This is a genomic window from Marinobacter sp. NFXS11, assembly GCF_040148675.1.
GTDB lineage: Bacteria > Pseudomonadota > Gammaproteobacteria > Pseudomonadales > Oleiphilaceae > Marinobacter.
Window position 1 is genome coordinate 1,682,648 of the sequence record NZ_JAGDDV010000001.1, and the last position, 12,196, is coordinate 1,694,843.

Genomic DNA, 12,196 nt, shown 5'->3' on the forward strand with positions numbered 1-12,196 from the left:
GGGATCAATCCTGCGGCTTAACCTGGAATACGGCCATCTTTCCGCTGTTGCCAAAAACCAGCAGGTTACCATTGGCGAGGCGCTGTGCCGGTACGCGGATACCCTCATCGTCGAATTCGCGCTGCCCAACCAGGCTACCGTCCTCACGATCCAACGCATGGAGGTAGCCTTCGAAATCGCCCACCACCAGGTAGTCTTCATAAACCATTGGCTGGGTCAATTGGCGCCAGGCAAGACGATCCTGGGTCCAGACCTCGCGACGGTCCGAGCCTCTGAGGGCAACGATCTCGCCATTAGCAGCGGCAAGATAGATCTGACCACCACCAATCATCGGAGAGTAGAGGCTGGAGGCCTTCCGGCTCCAGATCTCCTGCCCGGTACGAATATCAACGAGGGCGAGTTTGCCCTGGTAACCAACCACCATTACAGCAGTCTCAATGACAAGCGGCTGGCCGGTTACGTCCACCAGTCTCTCAAGCTCCGTACGCCCCTGCGGCTGACCGACGTCGTATTGCCACATGGGTTGGCCCGATGCTGCCGTCAGCGCGATCAGCTTGCCACTGGCAAAAGACGCAATAACAACATCACCGCCAACCAGGGGAGCAGCAGCAGCGCGCATGGACAGCACCGGAACGGCGCCATCATACTGCCAGAGCTTCTCGCCATCGGTGGCACTGAAGCCAAGTACCTTTCCGTCTGTCGTCTGGGCTACGACCAGTGAACCGTTGGATTGTGGCGAAGACAACACTTCCGTCGGCAAAGACGTACGCCACACCTCAGAGCCATCCTCTCGGGAAAGGGCCACCAGATCGGCATTCTCGGTGGTCAGGTACAGATTCTGCCCATCACCACCAAGCCCTGAGAAGATGCGATCCCCGAACTCGGATTCCCAGACAACCTCTCCGGAATCCGTCGCTACCGCGTAGAGCTCACCGTCTGCAGAGGCCGCGTAGATCAGATCACCGGTAACCAATGGCGCAAGGTAGAGAAAATCACCATCATGGCCATCGCCAACCGACATGCTCCACACGCGCTCGAATTCGACGGAAGCCTCAATCTCGGGAACCGGTACAGGTTGCTCAAACGTATCCGTGCTGCTGCAGCCGGAAAGCGCAGCCAGAAGCACCAGCCCCAGGAAAAATCCGCGTCTCGAGATCCTGTCGCGGAAAACCGGCATCAGGCATCCTCCCCGACGCCAAGGTCTGCCAGTTTCAGTTCCAGAATACCGCTACGGCCCTGCTGACTCTGCTCACGGGCAGAGAGGTAGGCCTCACGCGCACCCTCGCGGTCGCCCTGCGCAAGCAGGATATCGCCACGAAGCTCGGAATACATGGCATCAAACGCATCGGCATTACCGGCTCCGTCGATGGTGGCCAGAGCATCTTCGTACTGGCCTGCGGAAAACTGGGCGCGCGCCAGACGATTGCGTACGACAAGTGCCAGTGCCTCGTGTTCACCGGTGTTCTCCAGGGCCCACTTCAGGGACTCAATGGCGGCCTCGGCGTTGCCCTCCTGCATCTGTTGCTGACGGGCCAGGATCAGGTTGCCGTAAACCGCATAGGCGCTGTCTGTGTAGTCTTCCCGGAGAGTCTGCGCCACAAAAGCGACAGTCTCGCCACTGGTTTCATCGGCATGATCGCTGAAGGCATTCAGCAGGTTGGCAAACTGATTGGCCGCTTCGGTACGCTGCTGGGCCTGCTGGTTCTGCCAGGCCTGCCAGCCGAACACAATGGCCAGGGCCGCACCAATACCGATGAGCAGTGAGCTGCCGTTCTTTTTCCACCAGTCCTTGATCGCCTGGATCTGTTCTTCTTCGGTGCGCAACTCTGCCATGAGGACTCCTGTAGTCGAATTTTTGCTTTTATATCAGTAAATTTGTTCAGGCTCAGCCGGCCAGCGCCGCTGCCAGCGTGTCCGCAAGCTTGTCCTGGGCGATCTCGGCCTGCGGCTCGTCGGCTCGCAAGGGTTTAAGCCCGGCCGTGCCGTTTGCCACTTCGTTCTCGCCCAGAATCACCGCGTACCTGGCACCACTGCGGTCTGCCTTTTTCATCTGGCTTTTGAAACTGCCACCACCACAATGGGAAACAATCACACGTTCTGGCAAGGCTGCCCGGAGCTTTTCAGCCAGAACGAGTGCAGGCGCCAATGCGCCCTCGCCCATCGCCGTTACGTAGATATCGGCATTGCTGTTCACGTGCCCAGGAACCAGTTCCAGCGTTTCCAGCAGCAGGATAAGGCGCTCAAGGCCCATTGCAAAGCCCACTGCAAAGGTCGGCTTGCCACCCAGCTGCTCCACCAGGCCGTCGTATCGACCACCGGCACACACCGTACCCTGGGCGCCGAGGCTGTCGGTAATCCATTCGAACACCGTCTTGCCGTAGTAATCGAGGCCCCGCACCAGCGCTGGGTTCACTGAATAATTCACCCCTGCGGCCTCAAGAAGCGCCTTCAGACGCTCGAAGTGCTCGCGGGATTCTTCGTCGAGATAGTCGTCAAGGCTGGGCGCGTTTTCCAGGATTTTCCGCGTCGAAGGATCCTTGCTGTCCAGGATGCGCAGCGGGTTTGATTCGAGGCGACGCTGGCTATCGGCATCCAGGTCTGACTTGAACTGACCGAGGTAATCCACGAGGGCGGACCGGTAAACCCGACGGGACTCCGACGTTCCGATGGAATTGATCTCCAGCCGCGTGTGCTCGGCAAGCCCGAGCTCTTTCCAGAGCCTTGCCGTCAAGATGAGCAGTTCGGCATCAATGTCCGGACCGTTCATGCCAAAACATTCCACGCCAATCTGATGGAACTGGCGGTAGCGGCCTTTTTGCGGACGTTCATGCCGGAACATCGGGCCGGTGTACCAGAGACGACGGGTCTGATTGAACAGAAGACCGTGCTCTTCGGCAGCCCGAACACAACCGGCGGTGCCCTCCGGGCGGAGGGTCAGACTGTCACCGTTACGGTCTTCAAAGGTGTACATTTCCTTTTCGACGATGTCGGTCACTTCACCAATCGAACGCTTGAACAGATCGGTCTGTTCCACAATCGGCATGCGGATTTCCTGGTAGCCATACTGCGCCAGTACCCTGCGAACCGTGGATTCCACAAACTGCCAAACCGGCGTCTGCTCCGGCAGGATATCGTTCATCCCGCGAATTGCCTGAATCTTTGCCAATGTTAACCCTTAACTCTGTCTGGATGGTTGTGCCGGGAACTGGAAACAATCAGTTGTCTGACCGGGCAATAATCGAATCTTCCTGTTCCTTGCGCCGTGCCACTTCCTCGCGAATCAGGCGCTCCAGATCATCCGTCAATGTCGCGTTGTCCAGCTTCTGGTTCGGCTTGCCCGCCATGTAAAAGAGGTTCTTGGGGCTCCCGCCGGTAAGTCCGAGGTCCGCCACTTTTGCCTCACCCGGACCGTTCACGATGCACCCGATGATCGCCACATCCAGAGAATCGTTTACATCCTCAAGCCGGGCCTCCAGATCATTCATGGTCTGGATGACATCGAAATTCTGCCGGGAACAGCTGGGACAGGCGATAAAGTTAATACCGCGACTGCGCAGCCGCAGGCTCTTGAGGATATCGAAACCCACCTTGATTTCCTGCACGGGATCCGCCGCAAGCGATACCCGGATGGTGTCACCGATGCCATCCATCAACAGCATTCCAAGGCCAATGGAGGACTTAACGGTTCCGGATCTCAGCCCACCGGCCTCGGTGATACCAAGGTGCAGGGGCTGCTCAATCTGCTGGGCAATCTTACGGTAGGCATCGACCGTCATAAACACTTCTGACGCTTTCAGGCTTACCTTGAAATCCTGGAAGTCATGACGATCCAGAATATCGATGTGGCGCATGGCGGACTCCACCAGCGCGTCTGCCGTGGGTTCGCCATATTTGCGCTGGAGAGACTTTTCCAGCGAACCGGCGTTCACACCGATGCGAATGGGAATGTTGCCGTCCCGGGCTGCACTGATTACGGCACTGACGCGGTCATCACGGCCGATATTGCCCGGATTGATCCGGAGACAGTCAACACCCAGTTCTGCTACCCGAAGAGCGATTTTGTAATCGAAGTGGATGTCGGCAACCAACGGCAGGGAAACCTGCTCCCGAATCTTCCCGAACGCCTCAGCGGCGTCCATGGACGGAACGGAAACACGCACTATGTCCGCACCCGCCTCCTGCAACGCCTTGATCTGGCCAACGGTGGCCTGTACATCACAGGTTTCGGTGTTGGTCATGCTCTGCACCGCAATCGGCGCGTCACCACCCACAGGAACATTGCCCACCATGATCTGGCGGGATTTGCGTCTGGTAATCGGGGAATCCTGTTTCATGTCTTACTGACCGATATGGAAAATTTGATCAAACTTCAGATTGTCAGGGTGAATTCTGACCGGTTGTTGACAACCCGGTAGCCACCGATATCCACTGGCTCGCCCTGGAAACGGATGGATTCAACCGCATCGACTGCGCCAATCACAACCCTTAAGGGCGTCGGCCCCTCGATATCAATCAGATCCCCGTTACGCTGTAGCGAATTCACCAGGCGGTTACCGTCTGCGTCACTGATCTGGACCCAACAATCGTCACTGAAGCGAATCTGGAGCCGACCGCTGTCCGACACATCCGACAGCCCATTCGGGTCTTCCAGAACCGGCTCGGGGGTCTGGACGACTGCGGGAATCTGGTCGGTTTCAGGCGCTTCAGCCTCAGTTTCCGGCTGTAGCACGGTCGGCGCTTCCGCCTCCATGGCTGTCGATTCCGGCTCCTCAGCACTGGCAACAAGCACAGGTTCGGAACGTTCTGGCTCGACCAACGCAGCCGATTCCTCGGCGTCAGCAGGAGCAGGCTCTTCCGGCACTGATTCCGGCTCTGTCACCGGCTCGGAAGGAGCCGGGCCCTGCTCAGGAACCAGAAAGGTGAAAGCAAGGTAACCGGCAATGCCCAGCACCACCAGGAAAAACAGAGCCTTGGCCAACTGACGTTTACGACGTCTGCGACGCTCGATATCCACCAGCGGATTGGCTTCCTGCTCCTGTTCCCGCTGTTGCCGGATGGGTTCCAGTTCCTGGTCGAGGTCGGCAATCACTGCGTCTGCGTCCAGCCCAACCTGTTTTGCATAAGCCCTGACATACCCTTTCAGAAAGAGTTCACTGTCAATCTGGCTGTAATCTCCCGACTCGATCGCCTGGATTACCGAAGGACGCAAATGCTGCGCTGCTGCGACATCACCGGTACTCAGACCGGTTCTCTCCCGTGCCTTTTGAAGCTGCCGCCCTACGGGCTCCTTCATAGCTGGCTGTGAGTTTTCTTCAGTTGCCATTAGAAATCAGCACCTTATATTGTTGGTATTCGACTGACTCCGGAAATTTGTTTCTGAGTTGAAGCGCAAGACTCGCCTCCTGGTTTTCATCACTGTAGAAGCGGGCAATGCGGATTCCGGTAAAGAGGCTCTCCGGTGAGTGGACCAGACGCTGATTTCGTTGCATCAATGAAATCAGTCGCGAGTAGTAGCGTGCCGCGTCGTCGTAGTCGCCAGTCTCTACGGACACCCGGGAAAGCGCCAGCAGGGAACGTGCATCGCCTCGCGTCAGCTCCACTGCCCGGCGATAGGATGTGGCCGCAGCCTCCAGCTCTCCGAGCCGCTCCTGCGTCATGCCCAGGTTAAAGAAAACAGAGCCGCGATCCTGATAACCGGTATCCCGGGACGCAGCACGGAATTGATCTCTAGCGTCTTCCATCCGGTTCTGGCCAAACAGGAATGCTCCGTAATACACCCGTGCCCTTGTGTACCCCGGATCCTCGGAAATGGCCTGTTTGAAATTACGCTCAGCCAGTTCTGGCTCACCCTCGGCGTTATAGACAAGCCCCATCGCAGCCCTGGCGCCCGGGTCATCTGAATCCAGTTTCAATGCCCTGTCGAGGTGATGGCGCGCACGTTCAAGGTTGCCCTGCCCAATGTAGGCCGTGGCAAGTTTCACATAGTTATCGAGCGCTTCCTGCTGATCTGCTTCCCGTGAAAACCGACTGTCGGTGGTGGTAACGCAACCTGTAACCAGCAGGGTCAGCAACAGGGTGGCCAACACAAATGAACGTCGGTTTGCTGGTGGTGTTATCACGGGTGTCCCCTTCCTCGATTGGGCTGCAAGACGTATCTGGCTCAGGGATTAACCTGCTGAACCTGAATATACCTCTGACTACGCCGGGTCCTGTCCTCGACACGTCCGACCAACTGACCACAGGCAGCATCAATGTCGTCCCCCCGCGTGGTCCTGATGGTGGCGATGTAGCCGGCCTCGTTCAGAACCGTCTGGAACCGTCGGGTCGCATTCATACTCGGCCGCCGGAAATCGCTTTCCGGGAACGGGTTGAACGGAATCAGATTGATCTTGCAAGGCAGATCCCGCAACAGCACCGCGAGCTCACGGGCGTGCTCCGGTTGATCATTCATCCCCTCAATCACGGTGTACTCGATCGTCGCCTTTCGCTTGTCCGGTAACCGGGCGAAGTAGCGCTTGGTCGCGGCCAGCAATTCGGCAATCGGGTACTTTTTATTCAACGGAACCAGTTTGTTACGCAGTTCATCATTCGGCGCATGCAGGGAAATGGCCAGTGAAACATCGGTAACTTCCGACAGCCGGTCCAGGGCCGGTACAACACCAGACGTGCTCAGGGTGACCCGGCGCTTGGAAATCCCGTAGGCCAGATCCTCCATCATGAGGTTCATGGCATCCACGACATTGTCGAAATTGAGCAGGGGCTCGCCCATGCCCATCATCACCACATTGGTAATCGGCCGATCCGGACCCGGTTCAAAGGGCATGAAGGCCTTGCGCGCAACCCAGACCTGGCCGATGACTTCTGCCGCGGTGAGATTGCGGTTGAACCCGCGCTTGCCCGTGGAGCAGAAGGTACAGTCGAGACTGCAGCCGATCTGTGAGGAAACACAGAGCGTGCCGCGCTCCCCGTCCGGAATCAGCACGGTCTCGACACTGTTGCCATTGTCCATGCGCATCACCCATTTGCGGGTACCGTCTTTGGACGTTTCGTCGTAAACCACTTCAGGACCACGGATCTCGGCAACCTGCTTCAGCTTTTCCCGCAGCGCCTTGCTCATATTGGTCATTTGATCGAAGTCATCAGCGCCACGCTGATGGATCCACTGTAGAACCTGAGTGGCACGAAAACGCTTCTCCCCCAGGGTTTCGAAGAAAGCCTCGAGCTTTGCTTTCGGCATCCCCAGAAGGTTGGTTTTTTCAGCGGCCGCTGTCATTTCATAACCTCGATCAGATAATCAATTCGGAGGCGACCGAACGATCGCCTCCGATCAACGCAATCAGCCCCGCGGGCAGATCTCGTTGTCATTGAAGAAGTAAGCGATTTCGCGCTCGGCAGAAGCCGCGGAATCAGAGCCGTGAACGGCGTTCGCGTCGATGGACGATGCGAAATCCGCACGGATAGTGCCGGCGTCGGCTTCTTTCGGGTTGGTCGCGCCCATCAGATCACGGTTTTTCAGGATCGCGCCTTCACCTTCCAGAACCTGCACAACCACCGGACCGGAGGTCATGAATGCAACCAGGTCGTTAAAGAACGGACGCTCTTTGTGCTCTGCGTAAAAGCCTTCTGCCTGCTCCTGAGTGAGGTGCATCATCTTGGCAGCAACGATGTTCAGCCCAGCTTTCTCGAAGCGGCTGTAAATTTCGCCGATCACGTTCTTTGCGACCGCGTCGGGCTTGATAATCGAGAGCGTGCGCTCAGTTGCCATGGTATTTCTCCAGTTTGTGGATGGTTAAAATTCTGGCCTGCGATTATACGCAGTCCGGGGCAAACTTCCTACCGCACTGCGCGGAGGCGACTAACAACATCAACTATTTGCGCGCTGGCAAACGCCACTTCCTCTTTCGTGGTGTAGCGGCCGATGGAAAAGCGCAGCGCACGATGGGCCTGCTGTTCACTCAACCCGATGCCACGAAGCACATATGAGGGCTCTACCGTGGCTGAAGCGCAGGCCGAACCGGAGGATACCGCCAGATCCCGAAGGCCGAGCATGAGGGACTCCGCATCGACGCCTTCAAAGGAAAGATTCATTATGCCCGGGACGCGCCGGGATTCACTGCCGTTGAGAGTGACACCCTCGAGAGGCCGGAGCCCCGAAAGAAACGCCTCCCGCAGGGCTTCCAGCTCCTCCACTTCCTGTTCAAGCGCGGACTGGGCGATCTCGAACGCCTTCCCCATTCCGACAATCTGATGGGTGGGGAGCGTTCCGGAGCGCATTCCTCGCTCATGACCACCACCATGAATCTGCGCCTCGATACGAACATCCGGCGACCGCCTGACGTACAGGGCGCCGACGCCCTTCGGGCCATAAACCTTGTGGCCGGAAAGCGCCAGCAGATCCACCGGCATGGAGCCGACATCAATTGCCATCTTGCCGGCAGCCTGGGCGGCGTCCACGTGAAAAAGAATGCCTCTCTGGCGCAATTCGGCACCAATGGCGGCAATATCATTGATCGTTCCAAGCTCGTTGTTCACCAGCATCAGGCTGACGAGCACGGTATTTTCCTTGAGCGCGTCCAACACCTGATCAAAACCGATGGTTCCGTCGGCTGCCGGCTCCAGCCAGGTGACTTCAGTACCCTGATGCTCCAGCCACTTGCAGGTATCAACAACCGCTTTGTGCTCGATCCTGGAGGTAACGATATGAGCGCCCTGCCGGCCGGCAACCGCCCCTTTGATGGCGAGGTTGTCTGATTCCGTTGCCCCCGAGGTCCAGACAATCTCCCGCGGATCAGCGTGAACGAGACTGGCGACCTTCTTGCGTGCAGCTTCCACTGCGGCTTCTGCCTGCCAACCATAGGCGTGGGTGCGGGATGCCGGATTACCGAATACACCATCCAGCGTGAGGTATTTCATCATTTCATCAGCAACGGCTGGATCAACGGGCGTGGTGGCCGCGTAGTCCATATAAACGGGCTTTTTCATGGATTCCGGAAACTTGTTGGTGTCAGGCCGGCGCCTGATCGGACAGGCGTTCGGTATTGATGGTTTCAGAGCCACTGTCGGACTGGCGGCGATTTTGCCGGTCCGCAACCTGGCGAATTTCATGCTTCCTCATCAGGTCTCCGAGACTGATCTCGCTGAGAAACTGATGAATCTGATCACTGAGATCAGACCAGAGGTGGTGGGTCAGACATTTCTCGCCATTCTGGCAATCGCCTTTGTTGCCGCACCGGGTGGTATCCAGCGATTCACTGACGGCATCAACAACTTCGGCAATGTAGAGATCAGCCGCAGGACGACTGAGCCTGTATCCACCACCGGGACCGCGAATACTGACAACCAGTTTCTGGCGGCGGAGACGGGAGAAAAGCTGCTCCAGGTAGGACAGTGAGATTTCCTGACGCGCCGATATATCGGCCAGACTCACCGGCCCCTGGTCTCCATGCAGAGCCAGATCCAGCATTGCCGTAACGGCATAGCGGCCTTTGGTGGTCAACTTCATAGCGTCAGCCCCATGGCGGGATTGAATCTCAAAAATGCAGAACAGAGTATGAATTGACCAACCATTTCAGTCAAGTATTCAGCGCCGCACCTCTTCGTCGTCTCGCACGCAATCGAAATCTTCCTCGTGGAGCGGTGGCAGTTCGCCATTCTGGTATTCACTGTTCACCTTGCGCAACGCCTTGCACATATTCTCTATGCGGTCATCCACGGCATGCATGTGATCAAGCAACGAGCGCATGGCCCGTGCGACGGGGTCCGGCATTTCTTCCGTAACGCCGTATGCATCGAAGCCCATGCGCTCTTCCATCTCCTTGCGGCGGGCATCGTCTTCGCCCTGGCGTTTGACAATAACGCGGCCAGGGATACCTACAACGGTTGCTCCCTCTGGCACTGCCTTGGTAACCACCGAGTTTGAACCAATCTTGGCACCCTCGCCTACTTCAAAAGGCCCCAGAATCTTGGCGCCGGCACCAACCACCACACTGTTGCCAATCGTGGGATGCCGCTTACCCTTGTTCCAGCTGGTTCCGCCCAGCGTAACCCCCTGATAGAGGGTTACGTCGTCGCCAATCACCGTAGTCTCACCAATAACAACACCCATGCCATGGTCGATGAAGAAGCGACGACCGATGGTTGCGCCTGGATGAATCTCAATGCCGGTAAGCCAACGGGCGATCGTCGAAATGGTCCTCGCAAGCCATTTCAGCCCCAAACCCCACAACCAATGGGAAAACCGATGGAAAAGCAGTGCGTGCAAACCCGGGTAGTTGGTAAGCACTTCAAAGGTGTTCCTGGCGGCGGGATCCCGATGGAACACGCTGTTAATGTCTTCCCGCAAACGCTCAAACATGGCCATTATCCTGTTCCGTCGCCGCAGTATCGGCCTCGGTTGATTTGCTATTGTTCCGTGTGCCTGCCGCTTTCTGCACAGCGGTGAGGATGCCCCGGAGGATATTGATTTCCATCTGATCAAGTCTGGCTCGCTGGAACAGCCGCCGCAAGCGCGTCATAAGCTGCCTGGGGTTCTCCCGCCGATGGAAATCAACATCGATAAGCACCTGCTCAAGATGCCCGAAGAAGCCTTCAACATCGTGGACTTTCGCCGGCGGCACATCCCATCCTTCGTCCCCGGGCCGGGTCATCGACTTTAAGTATGGGCTTCCCTCACCGCCTTCAAGGCTTCGGAGGTAATACATCCGCAATTCATAGCACATGACCTGCACCGCCATGGCCAGGTTGAGAGAGCTGTAATCCGGATTGGAGGGAATATGGATATGATAATGGCAACGCTGCAGCTCATCGTTGCTGAGACCATGATTTTCCCTACCGAATACCATGGCCACCGGGCCGCTTCCGGCATGTTCTGCGGCCGCGGCCGCAGCCTCCGGCGGCGCGCACACCGGCCACGGGACTTTTCTGCCCCGGGCACTGGTACCCATAACCAGAACGCAGTCGGCGAGCGCCTCATCGAGCGAAGACACCACGTGGGCGCTATCAAGCACATCCGAAGCCCCCGCCGCACGGGCGTATGAAGCCTCATCGGGAAACGAAGACGGGTTTACCAGCCACAGATTGCCGAGCCCCATATTTTTCATGGCACGGGCGACTGCGCCGATATTGCCTGAATGGGATGTCTCAACCAGAACGATCCGGATCTGATCCTGGAATGTTTCCGTCCCTTCCTGTGGAAGTGCGCTTTTATGCATTGTTAGCAGGCCCAAGGTTATTGATCAGGGCGGCAATGATAGCAGAAAGCAAAGGCACCCTGCCCCTCCGGAGTACCCGTAACCTCTGGTTATCCGTGCTATTGCTGAGTCAAAAAACATACAAGCGGGGTGATCTTTTGCTATGATACCCGGCCTTCACACACCCGGATAATGAACACTCAGATGCAACCAGCTATTAAAATGGCCCTGCGCGTCGCGCGTCAGGGGTCTGATTATCTGAAAGCCCATTTCGAGCGCCAAGAACCTACCGGCAAGGACGACTCAGAACGCCGTCGTCAGCTGGAACGGGTTGAGCAATCTATTTATGACAATTTTGCCGAACAGCTCGAAAAAGCCTATAAGGACCACAGCATCGCGCCCCTGAACGAAGCGGATGCCGGAACCAGCGAAAAGAGCTGGCACATTTTCCCTGTCCTGGGCCGTGAAAATTTCCTGCGGGGCATTCCGGAGTTCGCTCTGGCCCTGTCCCAGAAAAAGAATAACCGAACTGAAAACCTGCTGCTGGTTAACCCCGTTACCGGCGAGGAATACTCGGCCAGCCGAGGCCATGGTGCGGCGCTCAACAGCCGCCGCGTGCGCGCTTCGGAAATCAAGCTGCCGGAGAAAGCCGCCATCGCTACCAACCTGCTGGACCAGGCTCGAAAGAGCGAGGATCCGATGCTCTGGGGCGAAATGGCCGCTGTACTGGCCAGGGATTCCGGTATGTTCCGCACCTCCGGCTGCGTGGTGCTGGATATCGCCCGTGTGTCCGCCGGATTGATGGACGCAGCCATCATCTTTCGTCCGGAAGCGGCCGAGCTGGATCTTGGCGTCACACTGGCTATGGAATCCGGTGCCCTGACCGGTGATTTCTCAGGCAATCCGTCCACCGGGAACGCCCGCCAGCTGGTGGTTGCAAACCCGAAGCTGTTCCGCGAAGTGCTCAAGGTCCTGCATCCGTTCCGGGGCCGTCTGCCTCGCTGAAC

General features: G+C 57.5%; 13 protein-coding genes. 1 reads left to right on the plus strand and 12 read right to left on the minus strand.

Translation table 11 applies throughout. The annotated features are described in order from the left end of the window. Nucleotides 1-4 precede the first annotated feature (4 nt). The 12 genes from bamB to trmJ all read right to left on the minus strand — a co-directional run bounded on the left by bamB (nucleotide 5) and on the right by trmJ (nucleotide 11,210). Nucleotides 5-1,177 (minus strand): outer membrane protein assembly factor BamB, encoded by a 1,173-nt coding sequence (gene bamB, locus J3362_RS07840; protein WP_349519018.1) that lies wholly within the window; start codon nucleotides 1,175-1,177, stop codon nucleotides 5-7. Further along, nucleotides 1,177-1,833: a YfgM family protein gene (locus J3362_RS07845; protein WP_349519019.1), complete on the minus strand. Its 657-nt coding sequence runs from the start codon at nucleotides 1,831-1,833 to the stop codon at nucleotides 1,177-1,179. The genes bamB and J3362_RS07845 overlap by 1 nt, the downstream gene beginning before the upstream one ends. Before the next feature lie 52 nt (nucleotides 1,834-1,885). Beyond that, the gene (gene hisS, locus J3362_RS07850) at nucleotides 1,886-3,166 is read right to left on the minus strand and encodes a histidine--tRNA ligase (protein WP_349519020.1); all 1,281 of its coding nucleotides are present in this window, start codon (nucleotides 3,164-3,166) and stop codon (nucleotides 1,886-1,888) included. A gap of 49 nt (nucleotides 3,167-3,215) precedes the next feature. After that, on the minus strand, nucleotides 3,216-4,334 hold the full coding sequence (gene ispG / locus J3362_RS07855) for a flavodoxin-dependent (E)-4-hydroxy-3-methylbut-2-enyl-diphosphate synthase (protein ID WP_349519021.1): 1,119 nt from the start codon (nucleotides 4,332-4,334) through the stop codon (nucleotides 3,216-3,218). Between the two features lie 35 nt (nucleotides 4,335-4,369). Then, nucleotides 4,370-5,323: a RodZ domain-containing protein gene (locus J3362_RS07860; protein WP_349519022.1), complete on the minus strand. Its 954-nt coding sequence runs from the start codon at nucleotides 5,321-5,323 to the stop codon at nucleotides 4,370-4,372. Next, nucleotides 5,313-6,086, minus strand: coding sequence for a type IV pilus biogenesis/stability protein PilW (gene pilW, locus J3362_RS07865; protein ID WP_349519267.1), 774 nt, complete (start codon nucleotides 6,084-6,086; stop codon nucleotides 5,313-5,315). Before pilW ends, J3362_RS07860 begins: the two co-directional genes overlap by 11 nt. Nucleotides 6,087-6,160: 74 nt before the next feature. Further along, a complete protein-coding gene (rlmN, locus tag J3362_RS07870) occupies nucleotides 6,161-7,273 on the minus strand; it encodes a dual-specificity RNA methyltransferase RlmN (RefSeq protein WP_349519023.1) in 1,113 nt (370 codons plus the stop codon). Between the two features lie 63 nt (nucleotides 7,274-7,336). Then, nucleotides 7,337-7,765 (minus strand): nucleoside-diphosphate kinase, encoded by a 429-nt coding sequence (gene ndk, locus J3362_RS07875; RefSeq protein ID WP_069184985.1) that lies wholly within the window; start codon nucleotides 7,763-7,765, stop codon nucleotides 7,337-7,339. Nucleotides 7,766-7,833: 68 nt separating this feature from the next. Continuing rightward, on the minus strand, nucleotides 7,834-8,982 hold the full coding sequence (locus J3362_RS07880) for an IscS subfamily cysteine desulfurase (protein ID WP_349519024.1): 1,149 nt from the start codon (nucleotides 8,980-8,982) through the stop codon (nucleotides 7,834-7,836). Between the two features lie 22 nt (nucleotides 8,983-9,004). After that, entirely contained in the window at nucleotides 9,005-9,502 is a 498-nt protein-coding gene (gene iscR / locus J3362_RS07885; RefSeq protein WP_008174321.1) for a Fe-S cluster assembly transcriptional regulator IscR, read from the minus strand. 78 nt (nucleotides 9,503-9,580) lie between these two features. Further along, nucleotides 9,581-10,354 (minus strand): serine O-acetyltransferase, encoded by a 774-nt coding sequence (cysE, locus tag J3362_RS07890; protein ID WP_349519025.1) that lies wholly within the window; start codon nucleotides 10,352-10,354, stop codon nucleotides 9,581-9,583. Further along, nucleotides 10,347-11,210, minus strand: coding sequence for a tRNA (cytosine(32)/uridine(32)-2'-O)-methyltransferase TrmJ (gene trmJ, locus J3362_RS07895; protein WP_014576900.1), 864 nt, complete (start codon nucleotides 11,208-11,210; stop codon nucleotides 10,347-10,349). The genes cysE and trmJ overlap by 8 nt, the downstream gene beginning before the upstream one ends. Nucleotides 11,211-11,393: 183 nt before the next feature. Between trmJ and J3362_RS07900 the strand changes: the two genes are divergently transcribed. Next, the gene (locus J3362_RS07900) at nucleotides 11,394-12,194 is read left to right on the plus strand and encodes an inositol monophosphatase family protein (RefSeq protein WP_053115017.1); all 801 of its coding nucleotides are present in this window, start codon (nucleotides 11,394-11,396) and stop codon (nucleotides 12,192-12,194) included. Nucleotides 12,195-12,196 lie beyond the last annotated feature (2 nt).

Excerpts from the sequence above, each read along its gene's own strand:
- bamB (WP_349519018.1), bottom strand. The coding sequence starts at position 1,177 with ATGCCGGTTTTCCGCGACAGGATCTCGAGACGCGGATTTTTCCTGGGG.
- J3362_RS07845 (WP_349519019.1), bottom strand. The coding sequence starts at position 1,833 with ATGGCAGAGTTGCGCACCGAAGAAGAACAGATCCAGGCGATCAAGGAC.
- ispG (WP_349519021.1), bottom strand. The coding sequence starts at position 4,334 with ATGAAACAGGATTCCCCGATTACCAGACGCAAATCCCGCCAGATCATG.
- J3362_RS07860 (WP_349519022.1), bottom strand. The coding sequence starts at position 5,323 with ATGGCAACTGAAGAAAACTCACAGCCAGCTATGAAGGAGCCCGTAGGG.
- rlmN (WP_349519023.1), bottom strand. The coding sequence starts at position 7,273 with ATGACAGCGGCCGCTGAAAAAACCAACCTTCTGGGGATGCCGAAAGCA.
- ndk (WP_069184985.1), bottom strand. The coding sequence starts at position 7,765 with ATGGCAACTGAGCGCACGCTCTCGATTATCAAGCCCGACGCGGTCGCA.
- J3362_RS07880 (WP_349519024.1), bottom strand. The coding sequence starts at position 8,982 with ATGAAAAAGCCCGTTTATATGGACTACGCGGCCACCACGCCCGTTGAT.
- iscR (WP_008174321.1), bottom strand. The coding sequence starts at position 9,502 with ATGAAGTTGACCACCAAAGGCCGCTATGCCGTTACGGCAATGCTGGAT.
- cysE (WP_349519025.1), bottom strand. The coding sequence starts at position 10,354 with ATGTTTGAGCGTTTGCGGGAAGACATTAACAGCGTGTTCCATCGGGAT.
- trmJ (WP_014576900.1), bottom strand. The coding sequence starts at position 11,210 with ATGCATAAAAGCGCACTTCCACAGGAAGGGACGGAAACATTCCAGGAT.
- J3362_RS07900 (WP_053115017.1), top strand. The coding sequence starts at position 11,394 with ATGCAACCAGCTATTAAAATGGCCCTGCGCGTCGCGCGTCAGGGGTCT.